The following is a 21,186-nucleotide window of genomic DNA, read 5'->3' on the forward strand; positions in this document are numbered from 1 at the left end:
ACACGACATTACCGAGGTGTGCTTACCTCATAGGCATTTGTGAATTTCACACGTTTGTTTATCTGGGGCACATATACCGAGAAGGTGAATTGCCCGCTGCGGACCGCGGTGATCTCCAGCCAGCCGCCCACATCGGCCATCCGCTCGGTCAGGTTCATCAGCCCTTGGCCCGACTCTCCCGTCCTGCGTACCGGGTGGACGCCGTCGTTCTTGATCGACAGCCGGACCAGTTCGTCGCGTTCGAGCAGCTGGATGGCGCACTGTCGCGCCTCCGCGTGGCGCAGCACGTTGGTCACGCCTTCGCGCAGGGCGTGCGTGAGCGCGTCGGCGACGTCGCCGGGCAGGTCGGGGCATGCCACCCGGATCTGGCACCGCACTCCCACCGACTCCAGCAGGGCGCGCGCCGAGCTCATCTCCACCTCCAGCGAGGAGCGCCGACCGCCGTGGGCGACGGCCCGTACGTCCCCCGCCAGAGTGCGCAACAGTTCGAGGGTCTCACCGACCTCCAGCTTGGCCTTCTCGTTCTCCTCGTCCACCAGCCGATCGATGAGCTGCGTCTTCAGGACCAGGGCGGTGAGCCGGTGGCCCACCAGGTCATGCAGGTCCCTGCTGAAGCGGCGGCGTTCGAGCGCCACGGTCGTACGGATGGCGTCGGTTCTGGCGGAGGCCAGCCACTGAGCCCGCGCGGCCAGGCTCACCAGGGCGTACTCCATCAGGCCGAGCACCGGGGCGGCCAGCGCCCACCCCCGGTCGGCGAGCCCCTCGTGAGGAGCCGCGAGCAGGACCGGCCCGCAGCACACGGCCAGCGCCACCAGCGTGGCCGACCTGATGCGCCCGGCCACCACCAGCAGCGCGCCGGTCAGCAGCCCGCACATCGGTGTCCACGCCGCCCCGAACAGGGCCAGCGGCACGTACGTCAGCCAGGCCTGCACGCCGACCAGCCACCACCCCCCGGGCCTGCCGGCCAGCATCCCCAGCACGAACCGGGCGTGCACGGCCAGCAGGAGGAGCAAGGCCACCGAGGCGGCCGGTGAGAATCCCGAGCCGGCGAGCTCTGCCTGCACCGGAACCGTCACGGTGAGCAGCCCCGCCATCAAGGTCAGCCAGGCCATGTCCAGGGGAGACGAGGGAAGGTCGCCGAGAAGACGCAGCCGTGGAGCCGGCTCGCTTCCTAATCCATTCACTTGTCCCCCGTTGCGCTGCGTCACGAGCACCGAACCGTCCGTTGTCCCTCTCCAATCGACCCGATGTACCGCGTTCTGTAAAGCGCAATGTCGGCTTCGAGCAGAACTTTCTGCCCGCACCCGCCTGACTTAGGCCGCGTGACGTCGTCATAGGGTTGTGGATATGGATTACAGACGACTTGGTGACACCGGCCTGCGGGTCTCGCGCATCTGCCTCGGCATGATGAGCTTCGGGGATCCGGCCAGGCAGGAGTGGGCGCTGCCCGAGGACCAGGCCGAACCGCTCGTCCGCCGGGCCGCCGACGGTGGGGTCACGTTCTTCGACACGGCCGACGTTTACAGCGCCGGCGAGAGCGAGGTCGTGACCGGGAACCTGCTGCGCAAGATCTTCCCCAGGCGCGAGGACTACGTACTGGCCACCAAGGTCTATTTCCCGATGGGCAAGGGGGGTAACGACCGGGGCCTGTCGCGCAAGCACATCTTCGACGCGATCGACGCCTCGCTGCGCCGGCTGGGCACCGACTACGTGGACCTCTACCAGATCCACCGATGGGACGACGAGACGCCCATCGAGGAGACCATGGAAGCGCTGCACGACGTGGTCAAGGCGGGCAAGGTCCGCTACATCGGGGCCTCGTCGATGTGGGCGTGGCAGTTCGCCAAGGCGCAGCACGTGGCGCAGGAGAGCGGCTGGACCAGGTTCGTGTCCATGCAGAACCACTACAACCTGCTCTACCGGGAGGAGGAGCGGGAGATGCTCCCGCTCTGCGCTGACCAGGGGGTGGGCGTCATCCCGTGGAGCCCGCTGGCGCGCGGCGTGCTCGCCCGCGCGGGCGCGGCCCAGTCGACGACCAGGACCGGCTCCGACGCGCGCATCGACGCCCTCTACGACCCCGACAACGACCGGCTCATCCTTGACCGGGTGGCGGAGCTCGCGCGCGAGCACGAGCTGCCCGCCGCCCAGATCGCCCTGGCCTGGGTGCTCCAGCAGCCGACCGTCACGGCCCCCATCGTGGGCGCCACCAAGCCGGGCCACGTGGACGACGCGCTCGCCGCGGTGTCCGTGTCGCTTTCCGACAAGGACCTGGCCTCCCTCGCGGAGCCTTACAGGCCGCGCGAAGTGCGTATGTAGCTGGTGCGGCCTTTAGCTCGTACGGCCTGCCCGGGTGGGAGCGGGCGGCCGCCGAGTTGCTCGCGATCGTCGGCGCCCGCATCGCCGTCGCCGTTTGTCGGAGGGGATCCCTAAGCTGGCTCCATGGCTAGGGCTAACGATGATGCGGCGGCGGCACTCTCCGAATACGCGGAGCTGTTCGCGCTGACCGGTGGCGACGCGTTCCGGGTGCGGAGCTACCAGAAGGCCGCCAAGGCGATCGCCGGGTTCCCCGAGGACATCTCGGTGGCCGACGTGCGGAGTGTGCCGGGCGTGGGCGAGGCGATCGCCAAGAAGATGGAGGAGTTCCTGCAGCGCGGGAGCTTCCGCCAGCTCGACGACCTGCGCGGGCGGGTGCCCGAAGGGGTGCGGCGGCTGACCCGCGTGCCGACGCTGGGGCCGAAGACGGCGATCATGCTTTTCGAGGACTACGGCATCGACTCGCCCGTGGCGCTCGGCGAGGCGATCACCGCCGGGCGGCTCGACGGCGTCAAGGGGCTCGGCCCCAAGACCCTCGCCAACCTCCTCAAGGGCATCGAGCAACTGGAGCAGTCGGGCCGCCGGGTGCACATCGGCGTCGCCATGTCCCTGGCCGAGCAGGTGATGGCCTCGCTGAAGGCCGAGCGGATCGCCTACGCCGGGTCACTGCGGCGGATGAAGGACACGATCGGCGACATCGACATCCTGGCCGTGGCGCCCGAGTCCATCATGGAGGACTTCCGCGCCCAGCCTTATGTCGCGGACGTCATCGCGGCGGGCGACAAGAAGACGTCGATCCGCACCACGTCGGGCCTTCAGGTGGACCTGCGCGTGGTGCCCGCCCAGTCGTGGGGCGCGGCGATGCAATACTTCACCGGCTCGAAGGAGCACAACGTCGCCATCCGGGAGATGGCGGTGAAGAAGGGGTGGAAGCTCTCCGAATACGGACTGTTCGAAGGTGAGACGGTGATCGCCTCGGAGTCCGAGGAGGAGATCTACGCCGCGCTCGGCATGCAATTCGTACCGCCGCCCATGCGCGAGGACGGCGGCGAGGTGAAGGCGGCGCTCCGCCACGAGCTGCCGGATCTCGTCCAGCTCCCCGACCTCAAGGGCGACCTGCACACGCACACCAACCTGACGGACGGCATCGCCTCGCTGGCGGACATGGTGGCGGCGGGCCACGCCCGCGGCTACCTCTACTACGCCATCACCGACCACGCCCCCGACCTGGCCATGCAGCGGATGACCCTGGACAAGGCGCTGGAGCAGCGGCAGCAGGTCGCGCAGCTGCAACAGAAATATCCCGACATGCGACTGCTGCACGGCACCGAGCTCAACATCGCCCCCGACGGCTCCGTCGACTGGCCCGGCGAGATCCTCCGCGAGTTCGACGTGTGCGTCGCCTCGGTCCACTCGCACTTCGGCATGTCCCGCGACGAGATGACCCGCCGCTTCATCGCCGCCTGCGAAAACCCGTACGTGGACATCATCGGCCACCCGACCACCCGCAAGATCGGCAAACGCCCGCAGGTCGACGCCGACTGGGACGCCGTCTTCCGCGCGGCCGGCCGCACCGGGACGGCCATGGAGATCGATTCCTTCCCCGACCGCTCGGACCTGCCCGCGGACCTGGTCCGCCTGGCCAAGCACCACGGGGTGAAGTTCTCGATCGACAGCGATTCACACGCCATCCCCCACCTGGCCAACCAGCGGTTCGGCATCGGGATCGCCCAGCGCGCCTGGCTGACCACGGATGACGTCATCAACACCTGGCCGCTGGAGCGCCTGCTCGCCTTCCTCGGCCGGTAGGCGCGACCATCGCTTCGGACCTGCTCGCTCCCAAACTGCCCCACTCGCCCCAATGAACCCAGTCGTGCAGAACCTCCCCGCCCTCATCGAGCCCCCGCCCAGGCTCGTCGTTCAGCGCGGCGATGAAACCGCCTGCCAGGCCGTAGACGACGACCCGGCCGGTGACCCGCTTGGCCGCGGGCAGGACCATGTACTCGGCGAAAGCGCCGTCTCCGACGCCGACGACACGGGCCCCCGGTGACGGGCTGGTCACCGCCTCGCCCACCGCGACGACCTCACCGGCGGCCTCGAAACCCGCCAGGTACGGTGCCCGCGGGCCGTCCAGGAACGTGCCGTGGGCCTTCGAGATGTCGGCGAAGTTGACCCCGGTTGCGGTGACACGGATCAGGACCTCGCCCTGGCCGGGGCTCGGCACCGGCGCATCGGTGATCAGGCGCATGTCCTGCGGGCCGTTGAGGGAAGTCTGCTGCAGCGCGCGCATGGTCGCGGGAACGCTCATTGGCGATCAGCCCTTCTTTCTTGGCGTACATGAGAGAGACCGAACTGCCCGTCGCGCGGGCCGCGCCTCCCACCATGTAGACCCCGGCCACCACAAAAAGGAATCGACCGCTCCCGAACCGCACGGAGTCGGCTTCCGCCGAGCGTGAGCCTGCTGTTCATCTTGAGCTTGACCTCGCCGTACGGGAGCACGTTTCGCCGGTGACCTGCCGCTCCTCGGCCTGGTCGGTGAGGCCGCCACGATCACGCCCCCCAGCAGCAGCGGTGCTGAGTAGCTGGTGCCCAGCAGAGGCTGGGAAACCGGTGGCCCGATGATCTGCCCGATCCCGTAGCCGGCGGTCAAGAGCGCCACGGCCCGGGGCAACTGAAGGTGCTCGCCGAGGGCCAGCGCCAGGGAGCTGATCCCCACGAACGTGCCGCCGAACGCAACCGCCGCGACCAGCGCGCTGACCTCGCCGGGAACCACTCCGGCCAGGGCGATCCCGACGGCCTGGAGCATCACGGTGCGTACGCGCTCGGCCCTCCGTCGCGCCGGACGCCGGCGGAGCTGCGGGGGCCAGCTTCCACGAAGCCGCGGCCAGCATCAGCGTGAGGGCGGTTGCGATCCACCACGCCGTACGCCACGTCGAGACATCGCTGACTGCCAGGACGAGCAGTCCCGAGAGCACGATCCCCGCAGCGGAGGCAGGATTGCTCGCGAGTCCTCGGCGGCACTGACCGCGTACGGTGTGCCGGGCTCTTGGTGTTCTGGTTGGGCCGGGTTCTATGGCGTTGTGTCGTGAGGGCGGTGACGATGGAGGCGTCGCCGCCGATGAGCTCGACGATCGCGTGACGGAGGACAGGCTGGTCGAGGAACGGGGCGATGTCTTCACGGTGCACGTCGCAGTACTCGACTGCCGGGTGGCCTCAGTGGCTCTAGGAGTCGTCGACGCCTTCGACGATGAACACGCGCGGTAGTCCGTGCCGGTCTGGCGGCGCGGACTACCGCCTGGCCGGCGCGGACTGTCGTACCGCGCCCGCGTGTCTGGAATATCGGGAAGCGATGGATCAGTACTGCGTCGAAAGTCGCGTCTTTCAGGGGCTCGTCGCCCGGTATCCGACGAGCGGCGTCACCGGGCGGCCCACCTGGGCCGCCCGGGCAACTCAGCCGGGGTGATCAGGCGCTCATGGAGAATGACCACGTACGCACTTACGCGCTGACCAGCTTGATGAGGGCGTCGGCCGTCGGGGCCGAGGAGGCCGGGTTCTGCCCGGTGATCAGCAGACCGTCCTGCACGACGTGGGGTTCCCAGTCGCCAGCCTTGGAGTAGACGCCTCCCAGGTCTTTGAGCTCGTCCTCGACCAGGAAGGGGACGACCTCGGTGAGCTGGACCGCCTCCTCCTCGGAGTTGGCGAACCCGGTGACCTGCTTGCCCCGCACCAGCGGCGTGCCGTCTTCGTTGACCGTATGGCGCAGGACGCCGGGGGCGTGGCACACCAGAGCGAGTGGCTTGCCGGAGCGCAGGGTCGTCTCGATCAGCCGCGCGGAGTCGGTGTCCTCGGCCAGATCCCAGAGCGGGCCGTGGCCGCCGGGGTAGAAGACCGTGTCGAAGTCGTCGGCCGAGACCGAGTCCAGGCGCACGGTGTCCGCCAGCGCCGCAGTGGCCTCCGGATCGGCCTCGAAGCGCCGGGTCTGGTCGGTCTGGAAATCGGGTTCGCTGCTTTTCGGGTCCAGCGGCGGCCGTCCGCCCTGGGGCGAGGCGAGCACGATCTCCCAGCTGGCCTCCTTGAAGCGGTAGTACGGCGCCGCCAGCTCCTCCAGCCAGAACCCGGTCTTACGGTCAGTGTCCCCCAGCTTGTCGTGTGAGGTGAGAACGATGAGAACCTTCATGACTTTCCTTCTGTGAGTAGACTGGTCGTCTAGTAATAGGTAAAAGAGTGCCCCACACGCCCCGTCTGGGCGTGAAATCCATGGACCCTACAGGCGCAGGAGTTGGCGGGTCACCGCCATGGTGGTGTCCAGCGGTGCGAGATTGCGGTGGATCTTGGCCATGACGCTCGCGCCGAGCCACATGTCGTACAGAACCTGGGCCACGGCGCGGGGGTCACCGTCGATCGAGAGCGAGCCGTCCTCGAGGCCGGCGGCGATCGTCCGCTCGATGCGGTCAACGATCGCATCCGTGCCCTCCTTCAGAGCAAGTCGCATCGACTCCGACAGGTCGGCCACCTCGGCACCGAGCTTCACCGCGAGGCACTTGCCCTGACACTCATCCACGCTCTGCGTCTGCCGCCACTGCTGCCAGTAGGCCATCAAACGCTCGGCGGGCGACTCGTCGGACCGCGCGAGGACGCGGTCCATGTCGGCGATGTAGTCCGTGAAGTAGCTCTTCAGCATCGCTTCACCGAAGGCGTCCTTCGAGGCGAAGAAGTGATAGAAGGAGCCTTTCGGCACGCCGGCCTCCGCGAGCACCTCGTTGAGGCCGACCGCGGAGTAACCCTTGTGGGCCATGATCCGCCGAGCGGCGTCGAGGATGTTCCGACGGGTGTCCGTGCTGCGCGTGGTGACCGGCATGTCAGCGACCATAGCACGAGAGTAGACCAGTCGTCTGGTGGCACCGGCGGGGAAGCGCCGACGAGCATCGCCTCGATCTGCTCCGCCCCGAACAGGGGGTTGGCCAGCGTTACCTGATAGCGCTGCCGTCCGAGACGAGGCCGACTCCGGGCTGGTGGCTCTGTTCGATGAAGACCTCGGCCAGCGCCCAGCCCGCCGCCAATCGGATCTGAGGGCGGCGCTTGCCGACGTCGGCGCGGACCAGCCCGTACGACACGCCGGCCGCGCCGTGTTCCTCCACCCGTCGGTCGAAGACGCGCTTGGCGGTGTGCCGCTGCTTGGTCCTCGGCCAGCATGCCGCCTTGATCAACCCGCCTGCGTGTCATCCCCGAGAATGACCACCCACAGGTGGATGTGGCCACCAGCGGATTACGCGAAAGTAGTCCCCACCATCACCCCCACGAAAGGACGTCGATCATGCCACCGGCGCCCAAGCGATCGAGAGCCCGCAAGATCTGGACCCGGGCTCTCGCGGCGCTGGCCGTGCTGCTCGTCGCCGCCGTCGTCGGCGTGGCGGTGGCCTACCCCTCCGTGGCCGCCACGACGTGCCCCGGCTGCTACGGCCTGGCAGAGCTCCGCCCCGGTGTCTACATCGAGCACGACCTATCGCCCCAGCAACGATCACAGGTCAGCCAGACGGTCGACGCCGCCACGAAGAGAGTCGATACCTTCTACGGCGGCAGAAAGAGCTCACCCAGCCTGCTCATTTGCACCACCGAGGAGTGCTACCAGCACATCGGCGGCCACAAGGAGCGAGGCATCGCCGTTCTGAACCGCTCCGTGATGCTGTCGCCCCGCGGCATCGACACGGTGATCGCTTCACACGAGATGTCCCACGTCGAGCTCCACACCCGCCTCACCTCCGGGGCAGAGGTCCCGCAGTGGTTCGACGAGGGCCTCGCCGTAGTCGTCTCCGACGACCCCCGCTACCTCGCCCCGCGAACGACCGGCGACCGCTGTCTGGTCTTACCGACCGCGCCGCTGCCGGTCTCCTTGGACGAGTGGCTGAGTACGGCCACCAAGGATACGAACACGTATGCCAAGGCCGCCTGCCAAGTAGACCGCTGGCTCCGAGCCAATGGGGACCGGCGGGGCTTGGAGTCCCTCATTCAGCACCTCAACGCCGGCGAGACCTTCGACTCCCTCGTCCCCGACCGAGCACCCGATCATTCACCCTGAGCTCAACCTCGCCCATCAGCGTCCCCGAACGGCCGATCGTGAGAGCAGACCCAGAGAGCGGCCCCGAACGGCGGACCCGAAGGTCTCGCGCAAGCCCCCACCGGCCCTGCCCTGCGGGAATGCCAGGCCGGGAATGCCAGGGCGGGAATGCCAGGGCGGGAATGCCAGGGCGGGAATGCCAGGGCGGGAATCTCAGGCGGTCTGAGGGGACGAATACAGCCACGGGTCGCGCAGGTCGAAGTAGGTGGGCTCGCCCTCGAACAGGTCCTTCCACTGCTCGAAGAGCTCCCGCATCTCGGTCGGGAGCTCCTTGCCCTCGCCTTCCCTGGCCGCCTGCTCAGAGGTGAAGTACGCGACCTCGGTGTATCCGCCGTCTCCGTGCAGCGCGGCGAACCCGCCGATGAGGTCGGGCCGGAATGCGGCCATGCCCCGCTCGCTCTGGGCGGTGATCTCCCGCATCCGCCGCGGATCCCGGATCCGTCCCTGCATCACCTGGACGAATCCCGCCGCATCTGACCCGCCCTTCAGATACGTGTACACCTCGGCGCAGTCGTGGAAGGTGACCTCGCCGCTGAAGAGTTTCTGGGTCTCGGCCCACCACTGACCCTGCTCGGGGCGCTCACTGTTGCGCCGCGCCGCCTCCCGCGACTCGAAACGCGCCGTGTTCACGAACATGCCGTCGTCCGTCACGCCGGCGGTCGTGCCGAGCCAGCCGTCCACCCCGGGCGCGAGCTCGGCGTGCCATCGGTCCAACGCCGCCCGCATCTCACCGACGTCCCCGACCTGTCCCTGAATGACCTGGATGAACATCGCGGCCCCCTCGCTGTGTACCTGAAATCCACGCTAGGAGTCCGCCCGTGAAGGTCGAGATGTCGAGGCCCCATGCCATGCCCAAAACTTGCCGCCGCTCCGTTGACCTCGGCGGATGAGACCCCATTGGAGGAGGTACTGCCAGTACACCCTTTGGCAGAACCTGTTTGCCCGGGCGCGAAGCCGGTTACCTGGAGGGCGAGGAACTCCTCGCCCAGGTCGACGCGTCCCGCGAGCTGGACTCCGGCCTGACCCGCCACTTCTCACAACCTCGTACGTCTGAGAGAGACACCATGGAATTCGTCAAACAGCAGGCCACCACCAAGGCTCCTGCGGACTGGTTCACCGGCGACGTCTGGTTCGACGTGATCTACGCGGGCCAGGAGCCGTCCCGGATGCGTGCCAACATGGTTCGTTTCTCCCCCGGTGCCCGTACCCACTGGCACTCCCACGTACTGGGCCAGACCCTGCACGTCGTGTCCGGCGTCGCCCTGATCGGCACCCGCGACGGCACCGTCTTCGAAGCCCATCCCGGCCAGACCGTGCGCTGCCCCCCGAACGAGGAGCACTGGCACGGCGCCACCCCCGACCGCTTCATGGGGCACCTCGCCATGTGGGAAGGCGCGGGCGACGGCAGCACCGAAACCACCTGGAAGGAGCCGGTCACCGACGAGCAGTACAACCGCACTCGCAGCCACTGACCAGGTAAACCCGTCCTTCTTCCCGCTCCGGCCGCGGCAGCACCGAGGTACACCAGCGACCCCGGTCCCGGTCCCGGTTCCGGGTCTCCGTTCCGGGTTCCGGGTCTTCGTTCCGGGTTCCGGGTCCCGATCTCGGTTCCGGGTCTCGGTTCCGCAGCGGCCGCCGCGCCGCAGGGCCGAAGGACGGCTAGCGAAAGGATCTTCGATGACCGAGCAACCCCGGCAGATCGGCGGCGGACGCCGCATGATCGGCGATTTCGCGCCGAAGCTCGCCGAGCTCACTGACGACGTCCTGTTCGAGGACGTCTGGAATCGTACGGAGCTGGCCGCCCGCGACCGCAGCCTGATCACCGTCGCCGCCCTCATCGTCGGCGGCGACGCCGATCAGCTCCGCTTCCACCTCGGGCGCGCCAAGGAGAATGGAGTCACCGAGACCGAGCTCATCGAGGCGATCACCCACCTCGCCTTCTACGCCGGCTGGCCGAAGGCCATGACCGCGATCACGACCGCGAAGCAGGTCTTCTCAGGTTGAGCGCCGACACGAAAGCAGGTGGTGAACTCTTGAGCCGGATCCTGGTGACCGGTTCCGCGGACGGTCTTGGGCGTGCCGCGGCGGATGCGTTGTTGTCCGCGGGACACGACGTGGTAGTGCACGCCCGCAACCGGGAGCGTGCGGCGGGCCTCGACGCACTGGTCGACCGTGGGGCACACCTCGTAGTGGGCGACTTCACCGAACGTGATGCCGTACGGCGCATCGCCGCGGAGCTGAACGAGGCGGAGCCGCTCGACGCGGTCATCCACAACGCAGGCGTGTGGAGCGGACCGGCGGTCATGCCGGTCAACATCATCGCACCGTATCTGCTCACGGCCCTGGTGCGTGGGCCGCGCCGCCTGGTGTACCTGAGCAGCAGCTCGCATTTCGACGGGCGCCCGTCGCTCACCGGAGTCGACTGGCGAGGCCAGAGCGCCGGCTCGTACTCCGACAGCAAGCTGTTCGTCACCACGCTCGCGGCCGCCGTAGCTCGCCTGCGTCCCGGGGTGCTGAGCAACGCCGTGGATCCGGGCTGGGTGCCGACGAGGATGGGCGGACCGAGCGCACCGGACGATCTCGAGCTCGGCCACCAGACACAGGAATGGCTCGCCTCCAGCGACGAACCGCAGGCCCTGACCACCGGCGGCTACTGGTACCACCGCCAGCGGCTGCAGCCGCACCACCCCGTCCACGACGAAGCGTTCCAGGACCGCCTCCTGCAGAGGTTGGCCGAGGAGACCGGCAACGCGCTGTGAAAGGCGACAAGAGCCGGGCGGCATGAGCTGATCGGCATGAGCCGGGCGACATGAGCCGGGCGACATGAGCCGGGCGACATGAGCCGGGCGACATGAGCTGATCGACGGTGTCAGGTTCGACGTCGGCCCCTGCCCAGCGCCGAACCTGGCCCGGTTCACCTTCCTTGTCTCCCGCGTCCGCTTATTCGGTGGTGCCCCACCCAGTGGTGGGTCAACGATCTCGTTGTGCGTTTCCCACGTGGGCGAACAGGGCTGAGCGGGCGAGAAGCTACACCGCTCTGCAGGACGTCATCGCTTATTCCACGGGGCGCGACCTCATGACGCTCCCTGCGCGATTCACCGTCACCTAGAAAGGTGGAGGCGTCAGCCTGGCACGGACTCCGCCACAGCGATTAAATGGTTTCCCTGTAGGAAATACATGCTGTGGAGGTAGTGTCCATGGAGCAAGCTCTGGCGACGATCGTCAAACCGCTGCCGGCCCACCTGTTCACCGTGCACGACGGCAGCGCCGAGATGCGGTGGGAAGCCATGGCCGGGCAGGGATACCACACCCCTATAGACCGATTTTTCGTGCGAAATCATACGTACACGCCCAGCATCGACCCCACGACCTGGCGGCTGCGGCTCCACGGGCCCGGGCTGCGATGTCCGGACGAGTACGACTACGACCAGCTTCGTGCCATGCCGTCACGCACCATCGACGCCGCGATCGAGTGCGCCGGGAACGGCCGACGGCTGTACGCGACGCAGCAGCACAACCCGGCCCCGGGCGCGCAGTGGGGGCTGGGCGCGATCGGGGTGGCGCGGTGGCGCGGGGTGGCGCTCAGTTACCTGCTCCGGCACGCGGGACTGCGGCCCGATGCCGTGGACCTGCTGCCGAGCGGTCTCGACGCGCCGTTCGAGGGCTACGGGCACGTACGCCGGCCGCTCCCGGTCGACAAGGCCATGGCCGACGTGCTCGTCGCGTACGAGATGAACGGCCGGCCGCTCCCGCCCGACCACGGATTTCCGGTACGCCTGGTGGTGCCGGGTTGGGTGGGAATAGCGTCGATCAAATGGCTGGGTGATATCGAGGTGGCGACCCGAGAGGTCATTTCGCCGTGGAACACCGTCTTTTACCGCGACGTGACGACCCAGCCGGTGAAGAGCGCTTTCGAGCTGGCGTGGAATGCGCGCCTGGTGGTCGGCCGGTCGCACATCCTGCGCGGCAGGTCGTGGTCGGGGCGGGGGCGGATCGTCCGGGTCGAGGTCAGCGTCGACGGCGGACTGAGCTGGCGGCGGGCCGCACATCATGGCCAGCACCTGGTCAGCGCCTGGTTGCCGTGGCACATCGGCTGGACGCCCCGGTGGCCGGGGCCGTACGAACTGATGGCGAGGGCGACCGACGAGACGGGCGAGACGCAGCCGCTGACGACGCCGCACCACCCGTTCGGATATCACTTCGACGCTGTCGTGCGGCACCCTGTTTCCGTTGTCCACGGATAGGGAATTGTCACCGATCGGGGGTGAGCTGCGCATTTACTAAATGTTGGGACAGCGCATCCGAATTCATCTGGAAGACTCTCGCGGAAACGTCGCGGCAATCCTCGCATGTGATGGTGGCCAGATTCCGTGAGAAAGGGAGAGCAGATGCGCCAGCTCACCGCACTCGACGCCCAGTTCCTCAACGTCGAATCCGCGACCACCGCCGCCAACGTGGCGGGCCTGGCGATCCTCGACCCCGCCGAGGGCCGTGTCACCCGCGACAACCTCGCGGCCCTACTGCTGGAGCGGCTGCACCTGTCGCCGGCGCTGAGCCTGCGGCTGGCGGAGGTGCCGTTCGGGCTGGACCGGCCCTACTGGGTGCCCGACACCGAGTTCGACATCGGCAACCACCTGTTCGAGACGACACTACGCGCGCCCGGCGGCGAGCGGCAGCTGGCCGAGACGGTGGCGGCGATCCACGCCCGGCGGCTCGACCGGGCGCACCCGCTGTGGGAGATGCACCTGATCAACGGGCTGGCCGACGGCTTGGCCGCCGTCTACACCAAGGTGCACCACGCGGCCATCGACGGCGTCTCCGGCGCGGAGACGCTCGCCACCCTGCTCGACCTCTCCCCCGACGCCCGCGACCCGCTGCCGCCCGACTGCCGGTCAGGCCGCGCACCGCACCAGGCGAACCGACCGGACCAGACACCACACGAGGCGGACCAGACGCCTGGCAAGGCGCTGGACCTGGTCCCAGAAGGGCAGACGCCCGGCCTGGTGGGCATGCTGGCCGCCGCCGCCGTACAGACCGCGACCCACCCCATGCGCGCCATCCGCTCGGCGGTCAAGGCGGCCGGTGACCTCGACGCGATCCCCCTGGCCTCCGCCCTCCCCGGCTCGCGGCTGATCGCCAGGGCGGCCAGGTTCGTCGCCGGCGACGACACGCAGCGCCCCGAGCTGCCCGGTCTGACCGTCCCGCGCACGCCGTTCAACGGGCCGATCAGCGGGCGGCGCCATCTGTCGTTCGGGTCGGTCTCGCTCAAGGACGTCAAGAGCGTGGCCAAGGCCAACGGGATGAGCGTCAACGACATCGTCATGGCCCTGTGCACGTCGGCGCTGCGGTCGTGGCTGGAGGAGCGGAACGCGCTGCCCGACGAGCCGCTGGTCGTCGCGGTCCCCGTCGCGGTCCGTACGGCCGGCGCCGGGGAGACGGTGGGCAACCAGATCTCCGCCATGATCGCCCCGATGCCTACGAACGTCGCCGACCCGGTGCGACGCCTGCTGGCCGTCGGCGCCACCATGAGCGCGGCCAAACGGCGCTTCGCCCTGGCGCCGCCCGCCTGGGTGAACGAGCTGTGTTCGCTGCTGCCCGCGCCCATCACCAGCCTGGTGACTCCGGCGATCTTCCGGCTGGCCTCGGTGACGTTCCCGCCGATCAACCTGATCATCAGCAACGTGCCCGGTCCGCAGTTCCCGCTGTACCTGTGCGGAGGACGGGTCCTGTCGTACTACCCGCTGTCGGTGCTGACCGACATGAGCGGCGGCGTGAACATCACCTGCTTCTCCTACGACGGCATGCTCGACTTCGGCGTGGTGGCCTGCCCCGAGCGGATGGACAACGTGTGGGGGCTGCTCTCCCACCTGAAGACGGCCCTCGACGAGCTGTCAGACGAGCGAGTGGGCGATGAGTTCCGCGACCGCGTCGGGGTCGATCTGGTGGCCGGTTAGCTGGCAGAGGTTCTCCTGGTAGAGCAGTACGGCCGCGAACGTGGCCGCCGCCACCTCCAGCCGGGCCGCGTCGCCCCGGGCACCCGGCAGCGCCAGCTCCAGCGCGAACCTGGCCCGGCTGATCAGCTCGCCGTTGAGCCGGCCGAGCCGCTCCTTGACCGAGCCGTGCGTGTCGGCCTCGCGGAACAGGATGCGGCGCATCGCCGGCGAGGCGCGCAGCGGCAGCCTGCGGGCCAGCCGCGACAGCGTGCGCGCCGGATCGCCGGGCACCGCGTCGATCTCGTGTCCCTCCTCGACCAGGGTGCGCTCGTCGATGAGCGCCACCAGGACGTCGATCTTGCGCGGGAAGTAGTGGAAGATCAGCCCCTTGGGCACCGCGGCCAGCCTGGCGATGACCGCGGTCGGCGTGGCCTCGTAACCGCCACCGGCGAACAGTTCCTCCGCCGCGTCCAGAATGCGCGTCCGCGCGTCACCGACCTCCACAGCCGCACCCTAGCGTCACCCTGTAGCCCCTGGTAAGGCCATGGAAGTCGACGACATCCTCACTGGGCGCCGATGGCCCGGCTGAGCATGGGGTAGGCCCGGTGCAGCTCCCGCTGCCAGGACTCGTGGTTGTGCCCGCCGCGATAGAAGTGCGTCCGTACAGGAATGCCCAGCCGCTCCAGCCGTCCCGCGAACGCCCGGGCGGCCCGGTTGGCCAGGTCCTCGACCAGGTCGCCCGCGCCCGCGGCCACGTACAGCTGGCCCCCCTTGAGCTTCCCGGCCTGGTCGTAGGGGTTGTGGGCGCGCCAGACGGAGCGCTGCGCGGCCGGATCCCCCCAGACGCGCTTCCAGTCGGTGCCGAAGCAGCCGATCGTGGTGCCCGCCATGACGGCCTGCGGCACGCCGGGTTCGAGGATGTGCACGGCTCCGCTGAAGGAGGCCGCGGCCTTGAAGTACCCCTTGGCGGCGTACAGCATCGCGCCCTGACCACCCATCGAGTAGCCCGCGACGGCCCGCTCCCGCCCGGCGCGGTAGCGGGATTCGAGCAGCGGCAGCAGCTCCTTGAGGTGGTAGGTCGCCCAGCGCGGCGGGCCGCCGTCGCCGCCGTTCCACCAGTCGGAGTAGCTGCCGCACTTGCCGCCGTCGGGCATGACGACCATCAACCCGGAGTTGCGGGTGAGCGCGTCGACGTCGGTCTTGGCGGTCCACGAGGCGTAGTCGTCGAGGCCACCGTGCAGCAGCCAGAGCACCGGCCAGTCGCGCCGCGACTCCCACCCCGAGGGCAGCAGCAACCGGACCTTCGTGGTGCCGGCCAGCGCCGGTGACCTGATCGTCAGCTCCATCCTGCGCTCGTCGAGCCGCTTCTCCTCGACGACTTCGACCGCCTCGGCGGCCCGCGCGCCGCTCGACGGAGCCGGCCGGGGGGCGGGCTCGCCATCGCGATTGAGCAGTACGGCCACCGCCCCCACCGCGAGAAGGCCGCCGATGACCAGGCAACCACGTAATCGGGGTGCCATCGAAGCCTCCCTTTTCGATGCGCGGATAATAGCGAGATGAGATCCTTTGAGTTGAGATCCTTTGAGTTGAGATCTTCTGAGTTGAGATCAATCGCCACCACGGACCTGTCCGTGTTCCCGATATGCCTGGGCACCAACGTCTTCGGCTGGACCGCCGACCGGGCGGCGTCCTTCGAGGTGCTCGACGCGTACGTCGCGGGCGGCGGCAACTTCATCGACACGGCCGACGTCTACCCCTACTGGGCCACCGGCGAGTCTACCTCCGAGACGATCATCGGTGAGTGGATGGCGGAGCGCGGCAACCGCGACTCGATCGTGCTGGCCACCAAGGTCGGCATGCTGGAGGGCGTGAAGGGCCTGGCGCCCGCGACCATCCGTACCGCCGTCGAGGACTCACTGCGCCGGCTGCGTACCGACCGGATCGACCTCTACTGGGCGCACGTCGACGACAAGGACACCCCGCTGGCCGACACGCTGGCCACGTTCGGGCAGCTGATCAAGGAGGGCAAGATCCGCCACATCGGCGCCTCCAACTACAGCGCCGAACGGCTGGCGGAGGCGCTGCGGGTGGCCGACGACGAGGGTCTGCCCAGGTATGTCGCACTGCAGCAGCAGTACAGCCTGATGGAGCGCGACTACGAGGGCGGGCTGCGCGACGTCGTGGCCGCGGAGGGGCTGTCCAGCACCCCCTACTCCTCGCTGGCCCGCGGCTTCCTGACCGGCAAGTACGCCCCGGGGGTCACGGTCGACAGCCCGCGCGCGGGACAGGCGGCCAAATACCTGGAGACGGAGCACGGGCCGCGGACGATCGAGGCCCTGACCAAGGTGGCCGCCGAGCACGACGTCGAGCCGGCGGCGGTGGCGCTGGCCTGGCTCGCCGCCCAGCCCACGATCACCGCGCCGATCTCCAGCGCCCGCGACGTCAGGCAGCTCCAGCCGCTCCTCACAGCGGCCGCGCTCACGCTGACCGCCGGCGAACTACGCGTCCTCGACGAAGCCTCCCGCCCCTGACCACGGGAAACCGCCCATAACCAGTGGGAGCTCCTACCCGGGTGCGATCTTGAATTCGTATCCAAGATCATGTGATACTCCACAAGAGTTTTGACTTTTGTTATGGAATGTCCGTCAGGTGAGATGGGCAGTTGGAGGATCGCGTGGCGCCCGGGCTTCCAGCCGGTGAACAAGAACCCCAGGTCCTTCCCTTTCACCGAACCATCCCCCGGCTGCTGAGAGACCCGGTCACCGAACTGGCCAAGATGGGCACCGACGCCGGGGGGCGGATCGTCCGGCTGAACATCGGCCCGTTCCAGCCCTACCTGGTCTCCCATCCCGACCACGTCCAGCAGGTGCTCAAGACCGACTGGTCCAACTTCGTGCGCGAAGGCATGTTCTGGCGGCCGCTGCGGCGCGTGACCGGCCAGAGCATCCTGGGTGAGGGCGAGGGCTGGGAGTCCAGCAGGAAGGTCCTCCAGCCGCTGTTCACCGCGAGGTACACGGCTTCGCTGGGCGAGGACCTGGCCGACATCATCGCCGGCCGCGTCGCCGAGCTGGACGAGCACGCGCGGAGCGGACGGCCGATCGACGCCGCGCACCAGATGACGGCGATCGTCAACGAGAGCGTCATCAAGGTGCTGTTCGGCGGGCGGATCTCCCGGGACATCGCCGAGCGGCTCCTGCCCGAGTTCGCCACGTGCGCCACGTCGATCGGCTTTCGGCTGCTCTTCCCCTTCATGCCCTACTCCGTCAGAGTGCCGGGGGACCGGGCCTTCCTGGCGGCCACGAAGAAGATCGACGAGATCGTCTACCCCTTGATCGAACGGGCTCTCAGGGAGGGCACCCGCACCAACGAAGTGCTCTCGGCGCTGCTCAGGGTCAGGATGGAGGAGACGGGCGCGGCGGATCCGCGGCAGGTCCGCGACGACCTGGTCAGCGTCTACGGCGCGGCGTCGGAGACCACGGCGGTTTCGCTGACCTGGCTGTGGTCGGTGCTGCACGACCATCCCGACGTGTACGCCAGGCTGCGGGAGGAGGTGGGCCAGGTGGTCGGCGACGGCCCGGTCCGGCCGGCCCACGTGCCCAGGCTCAGGTATCTCCGCATGGTCCTGCAGGAGGTGGTGCGCCTGTACCCGCCGGGCTGGATCATCCCCCGCCAGGCCGTGGCGGACACGGAGATCGGCGGGGTCCGGATCAAGGCGGGCTCGCAGGTGCTGGTCAGCCCGTACACGACCCATCGGCTGGCGGAGTTCTGGAAGCGGCCGCTGGAATTCGACCCGGAGCGCTGGGCGCCCGAGCAGGCCGAGCGCCGGCATCGCTACGCCTCGATCCCGTTCGGCGCCGGCCCGCATGTGTGCCTGGGCCAGCACCTGTTCTATCTCAAGGCGCCGCTCGTGATCGCGAACCTGCTGAGCAGGTACCGGCCGGCGCTGACCAACCCGCAGCGGCTCACCTTGGTGCCGGGAGCGTCGGTGCGACCGAAGGAGAAACTCATGCTGAAGCTGCTGCCGATCGAGCGGAGCCGTCAGGCGTGAGCGGCGGGGAGGCAGCGGAGCTGCTGACGGATCTCATGTTCCGGCCCTGGGGTCAGGTCTCTTCCTCGGTCTATGAGACCGGCCGGCTGGTCACGCTCGTTCCCTGGCTGATCGGCCACCAGGAGCGGATCGATTACCTGGTCGCCGCCCAGCGGCAGGACGGCGCCTGGGGGGCACCGGACGGGTATGGGCTGGTGCCGACCCTGAGTGCCACTGAGGCGATCCTGTCCGCGCTGCTGCGCGGGGAGTCCGGCACGGACGGGCAGAACCTCGGGGAGGCCGCCGAGCGCGGCCTGCGCGTTCTGGCCGACTGGCTGGCCGGCCCCCTGCAGCTGCCCGACATGCCGGCGATCGAGCACATCGTGCCTTCGCTGGTCGCCCTCATCAATCGGCACCTGGAGAGCCTGGCGGGCCACGGCCCGCTGTCGCTGCCCGACGGGATGAGCTACGACACGCTCGACCTGGTCAGATCGTGGATCGAGTCGGGGGCCGAGGTGCCGGAGAAGTTGCTGCACGCTCTGGAGATCGGCGGCCCGGCGGCCAAGGGGGCGCTCGTGGCCCGGCCGACGGCCATCGGCACCATCGGGGCCTCACCCGCGGCCACCGCCGCCTGGCTGGGCGAGCGGGGCGCGCGCGACGTGCACGACCCGTCCCGCGGGCACCTTGAGGCGGTAGCCAGGCGCCACGGTGGTCCGGTGCCCGTCGGGCTGCCCATCACGGTGTTCGAGCGGGGCTGGGTGCTGAGCTGGTTGATCCGCGCGGGCGTGCCCGTCGAGGTGCCGCCGGAGATGGCGGCCGACCTCAGGGCGGCGATCGGTCCCGCCGGCGCCACCGCCGGCCCCGGGCTTCCCGCCGACGCCGACACGACCTCTGTGGCGCTGTACGCCCTGGCGCTGCTCGGCATGCCGTACGAGCCGGACTGCCTAGGGGCGTTCCGCTCCGGCACGCACTTCTCCACCTGGCAGGGAGAGCAGGGCACCTCGGTCAGCGTCAACGCGCACGTGCTCGACGCCCTCGGCCAGTACGTCACCTGCGTGCCCGCGGCCGCCGTCCGCTATCACGAGACCATCGCCGAGGTGGCGGCCTGGATCCGCGAGCGGCAGGAGCCGGACGGGAGCTGGACCGACCGATGGCACGCTTCGCGCTACTACGCCACGGCGGCCTGTGCGCTGGCGCTGGACGAATTCGGCGGCGACCTCTCGGCGGGCGCGGTGGACGCGGCCGTCGGCTGGGTGCTGGAGACCCAGCGGCCGGACGGGTCGTGGGGCCGCTGGGTGGGCACCGCGGAGGAGACCGCCTACGCGATGCAGATCCTGCTGCTGACCCGGTGGCGGGCGGACTCGCGATGTGAGCGGGCCGTAGACCGCGGTCACGCGTATCTGACACGGTCGTCAGGCGAGGAGCATCCGCCCCTCTGGCACGACAAGGACCTTTACACGCCGGTCGCCGTGGTCCGCGCCGCCGTCATCGCCTCGTCTCATCTCGCCCGGCGGACCTGACCCTCATGGGACTCCAGATCTCCGGCCAGTTCGTGGACGGTGTACGCGTGCGTGTCCCTGGCCAGGTACCAGCGGCCGTTGAACGACACGCTCCTGCGCTGCCCCTCCGCGATCTCCGCCAGTTCGGCGGGCAGGCCGGCGAGCGCGGCTCTGAACTCCGCGTCGAGCTCGCCGATGTGCGCCGAGACCCGCGTGACCGCTCGCGCCGTGCCCGTGCCCGCGTTCTCCAGGATGCTGATGGAGTTGGGCTTGCCCTCGGCCTTCTCCCGCTCGAACGTCCTGATGTCGTTGGCCAGCCGCATGCAGGCCGCGCCGAGGTGGGTGGCCGGCTCGATCGACGCCCAGTGGGCGGCCTCGGCGGGGACGGGACCGCGGATCGCCAGGGCGGCGGCCCACCACGTGGGATAGAGGATCGTGAGCAGGCCGTTCGCCAGGTAGTCCGCGTACTCCGGCCAGGGGGCCCGGCCCGCCGCCCAGGCGCGCTCGCGGAGCATGGCCGCGCCGGCGAGCTCCAGCCGTCGTCCCAGGGTCGGCGCGTGGACCGCCGCACCGGTGTGGCCGTGGAAGCGGGCACACCACGCCTGCCAGGCGCCCAGGACCTGCTCGATCGGCCCTTCGGCGGCCGGCTCGGGTGCCGCGGCGAAGGGCATGCCGGTGGTCATGGCGCACAGCCGGGCGATGAAGGCGGTGAAGTCGCGGTCGGACCAGTCTCCGGCGATGCCGTCGGCGATGTCGTCGAGGCCGAACAGGATCGCGGTCAGCGCCCCGAGCTCGGCGATCTGGTCTCGGCGCGCGAGCGGGAACGTGGCCGCGGCCGACAGACAGCTGAAGGCCAGCCGGCTCGCCGAGCTCTCGCCGTCGGCGAACAGGACGGGAAAAGGGCGCAGCAGCCCGGCCGCCTCGGGAACGGCGTCGAGCGCGGCCCGCAGGACGGCGCCTCGGTCCCCCTCGGGCACGCCCGCCAACTGATGCGATCCCTTGAGCAACCGGTCCGCGAGATCGTTGCGGATGCCGAAATACGCGCGATCCTCCGGGTCACTCACCCACGGAGGATATCCATCAATACATCATTTGACTAATTGGGTCATGAAAACGGATATATCACCGCAAATGAATGCAGTCGGGTTGAGGCAAGATCGCCCTCTTTGCTAGGGTGCCCACGTCTTCAGCGCCGGTATGCCACTGCATCTCCTGGTGGTCAGCCATTTCAAATGACTTTCACAGGGTAGGTATGATGCGCTTCCGCAATTCACGACTGCGGACCAAGATCATTGCTCT

General features: G+C 69.0%; 22 protein-coding genes. 12 read left to right on the plus strand and 10 right to left on the minus strand.

What is annotated here, in order from left to right; translation table 11 throughout:
* Positions 1-8 precede the first annotated feature (8 nt).
* On the minus strand, positions 9-1,184 hold the full coding sequence (locus tag AB0L53_RS24825) for a histidine kinase (RefSeq protein ID WP_363998070.1): 1,176 nt from the start codon (positions 1,182-1,184) through the stop codon (positions 9-11).
* Between the two features lie 163 nt (positions 1,185-1,347).
* On the opposite strand from AB0L53_RS24825, the gene AB0L53_RS24830 reads away from it, so the two are divergent.
* The gene (locus AB0L53_RS24830) at positions 1,348-2,316 is read left to right on the plus strand and encodes an aldo/keto reductase (protein WP_363998073.1); all 969 of its coding nucleotides are present in this window, start codon (positions 1,348-1,350) and stop codon (positions 2,314-2,316) included.
* A 123-nt stretch (positions 2,317-2,439) separates the two neighbouring features.
* Positions 2,440-4,122: a DNA polymerase/3'-5' exonuclease PolX gene (polX, locus tag AB0L53_RS24835; protein ID WP_363998076.1), complete on the plus strand. Its 1,683-nt coding sequence runs from the start codon at positions 2,440-2,442 to the stop codon at positions 4,120-4,122.
* Here polX and AB0L53_RS24840 read toward each other — a convergent pair.
* Both AB0L53_RS24840 and AB0L53_RS24845 read right to left on the minus strand, forming a co-directional pair.
* Positions 4,076-4,621 carry an alcohol dehydrogenase catalytic domain-containing protein gene (locus AB0L53_RS24840; protein ID WP_363998079.1) on the minus strand — a complete coding sequence of 182 codons (546 nt, stop codon included), beginning with the start codon at positions 4,619-4,621 and terminating at the stop codon, positions 4,076-4,078. The genes polX and AB0L53_RS24840 overlap by 47 nt on opposite strands.
* Positions 4,622-4,627: 6 nt before the next feature.
* Positions 4,628-5,119, minus strand: coding sequence for a YbfB/YjiJ family MFS transporter (locus AB0L53_RS24845; protein WP_363998519.1), 492 nt, complete (start codon positions 5,117-5,119; stop codon positions 4,628-4,630).
* A gap of 329 nt (positions 5,120-5,448) precedes the next feature.
* Here AB0L53_RS24845 and AB0L53_RS24850 point away from each other — a divergent pair, with 329 nt between their 5' ends.
* The gene (locus AB0L53_RS24850) at positions 5,449-5,577 is read left to right on the plus strand and encodes a hypothetical protein (RefSeq protein ID WP_363998081.1); all 129 of its coding nucleotides are present in this window, start codon (positions 5,449-5,451) and stop codon (positions 5,575-5,577) included.
* A 232-nt stretch (positions 5,578-5,809) separates the two neighbouring features.
* Here the strand turns inward: AB0L53_RS24850 and AB0L53_RS24855 are convergent, their stop codons facing one another.
* The 3 genes from AB0L53_RS24855 to AB0L53_RS24865 all read right to left on the minus strand — a co-directional run bounded on the left by AB0L53_RS24855 (position 5,810) and on the right by AB0L53_RS24865 (position 7,520).
* Positions 5,810-6,490, minus strand: coding sequence for a type 1 glutamine amidotransferase domain-containing protein (locus AB0L53_RS24855; protein WP_363998084.1), 681 nt, complete (start codon positions 6,488-6,490; stop codon positions 5,810-5,812).
* 87 nt (positions 6,491-6,577) lie between these two features.
* On the minus strand, positions 6,578-7,183 hold the full coding sequence (locus AB0L53_RS24860; protein ID WP_363998087.1) for a TetR/AcrR family transcriptional regulator: 606 nt from the start codon (positions 7,181-7,183) through the stop codon (positions 6,578-6,580).
* Between the two features lie 97 nt (positions 7,184-7,280).
* Positions 7,281-7,520, minus strand: a complete 240-nt coding sequence (locus AB0L53_RS24865) for a hypothetical protein (protein WP_363998090.1) — start codon at positions 7,518-7,520, stop codon at positions 7,281-7,283.
* A 107-nt stretch (positions 7,521-7,627) separates the two neighbouring features.
* Between AB0L53_RS24865 and AB0L53_RS24870 the strand changes: the two genes are divergently transcribed.
* Positions 7,628-8,389 carry a hypothetical protein gene (locus AB0L53_RS24870; RefSeq protein ID WP_363998093.1) on the plus strand — a complete coding sequence of 254 codons (762 nt, stop codon included), beginning with the start codon at positions 7,628-7,630 and terminating at the stop codon, positions 8,387-8,389.
* Positions 8,390-8,581: 192 nt separating this feature from the next.
* On the opposite strand, the gene AB0L53_RS24875 is transcribed toward AB0L53_RS24870, so the two are convergent.
* Positions 8,582-9,199, minus strand: coding sequence for a hypothetical protein (locus tag AB0L53_RS24875; RefSeq protein WP_363998096.1), 618 nt, complete (start codon positions 9,197-9,199; stop codon positions 8,582-8,584).
* Between the two features lie 167 nt (positions 9,200-9,366).
* Here AB0L53_RS24875 and AB0L53_RS24880 point away from each other — a divergent pair, with 167 nt between their 5' ends.
* The 5 genes from AB0L53_RS24880 (at position 9,367) to AB0L53_RS24900 (ending at position 14,382) form a co-directional block, all read left to right on the plus strand.
* On the plus strand, positions 9,367-9,900 hold the full coding sequence (locus AB0L53_RS24880) for a cupin domain-containing protein (RefSeq protein ID WP_363998099.1): 534 nt from the start codon (positions 9,367-9,369) through the stop codon (positions 9,898-9,900).
* 205 nt (positions 9,901-10,105) lie between these two features.
* On the plus strand, positions 10,106-10,432 hold the full coding sequence (locus AB0L53_RS24885; protein WP_363998102.1) for a carboxymuconolactone decarboxylase family protein: 327 nt from the start codon (positions 10,106-10,108) through the stop codon (positions 10,430-10,432).
* A 29-nt stretch (positions 10,433-10,461) separates the two neighbouring features.
* Complete coding sequence (locus AB0L53_RS24890) at positions 10,462-11,187, plus strand: SDR family NAD(P)-dependent oxidoreductase (protein ID WP_363998105.1); 726 nt, start codon at positions 10,462-10,464, stop codon at positions 11,185-11,187.
* Between the two features lie 438 nt (positions 11,188-11,625).
* A complete protein-coding gene (locus AB0L53_RS24895) occupies positions 11,626-12,672 on the plus strand; it encodes a sulfite oxidase (protein ID WP_363998108.1) in 1,047 nt (348 codons plus the stop codon).
* Between the two features lie 144 nt (positions 12,673-12,816).
* Positions 12,817-14,382: a wax ester/triacylglycerol synthase family O-acyltransferase gene (locus AB0L53_RS24900; RefSeq protein WP_363998111.1), complete on the plus strand. Its 1,566-nt coding sequence runs from the start codon at positions 12,817-12,819 to the stop codon at positions 14,380-14,382.
* Here the strand turns inward: AB0L53_RS24900 and AB0L53_RS24905 are convergent.
* Positions 14,320-14,865 carry a helix-turn-helix domain-containing protein gene (locus tag AB0L53_RS24905; RefSeq protein WP_363998114.1) on the minus strand — a complete coding sequence of 182 codons (546 nt, stop codon included), beginning with the start codon at positions 14,863-14,865 and terminating at the stop codon, positions 14,320-14,322. The two genes, AB0L53_RS24900 and AB0L53_RS24905, sit on opposite strands and share 63 nt — an antisense overlap.
* A gap of 59 nt (positions 14,866-14,924) precedes the next feature.
* On the minus strand, positions 14,925-15,881 hold the full coding sequence (locus AB0L53_RS24910; protein WP_363998117.1) for an alpha/beta hydrolase family protein: 957 nt from the start codon (positions 15,879-15,881) through the stop codon (positions 14,925-14,927).
* A gap of 81 nt (positions 15,882-15,962) precedes the next feature.
* Between AB0L53_RS24910 and AB0L53_RS24915 the strand changes: the two genes are divergently transcribed.
* The 3 genes from AB0L53_RS24915 to AB0L53_RS24925 all read left to right on the plus strand — a co-directional run bounded on the left by AB0L53_RS24915 (position 15,963) and on the right by AB0L53_RS24925 (position 19,908).
* Positions 15,963-16,892: an aldo/keto reductase gene (locus AB0L53_RS24915; protein ID WP_363998120.1), complete on the plus strand. Its 930-nt coding sequence runs from the start codon at positions 15,963-15,965 to the stop codon at positions 16,890-16,892.
* A 143-nt stretch (positions 16,893-17,035) separates the two neighbouring features.
* The gene (locus AB0L53_RS24920; RefSeq protein ID WP_363998123.1) at positions 17,036-18,409 is read left to right on the plus strand and encodes a cytochrome P450; all 1,374 of its coding nucleotides are present in this window, start codon (positions 17,036-17,038) and stop codon (positions 18,407-18,409) included.
* Complete coding sequence (locus tag AB0L53_RS24925) at positions 18,406-19,908, plus strand: prenyltransferase/squalene oxidase repeat-containing protein (RefSeq protein WP_363998126.1); 1,503 nt, start codon at positions 18,406-18,408, stop codon at positions 19,906-19,908. The genes AB0L53_RS24920 and AB0L53_RS24925 overlap by 4 nt, the downstream gene beginning before the upstream one ends.
* Here AB0L53_RS24925 and AB0L53_RS24930 read toward each other — a convergent pair.
* Positions 19,887-20,951: a terpene synthase family protein gene (locus AB0L53_RS24930; RefSeq protein WP_363998129.1), complete on the minus strand. Its 1,065-nt coding sequence runs from the start codon at positions 20,949-20,951 to the stop codon at positions 19,887-19,889. The two genes, AB0L53_RS24925 and AB0L53_RS24930, sit on opposite strands and share 22 nt — an antisense overlap.
* Positions 20,952-21,186 lie beyond the last annotated feature (235 nt).

The sequence above is a fragment of the Nonomuraea sp. NPDC052129 genome (assembly GCF_040680095.1).
Lineage (GTDB): Bacteria > Actinomycetota > Actinomycetes > Streptosporangiales > Streptosporangiaceae > Nonomuraea.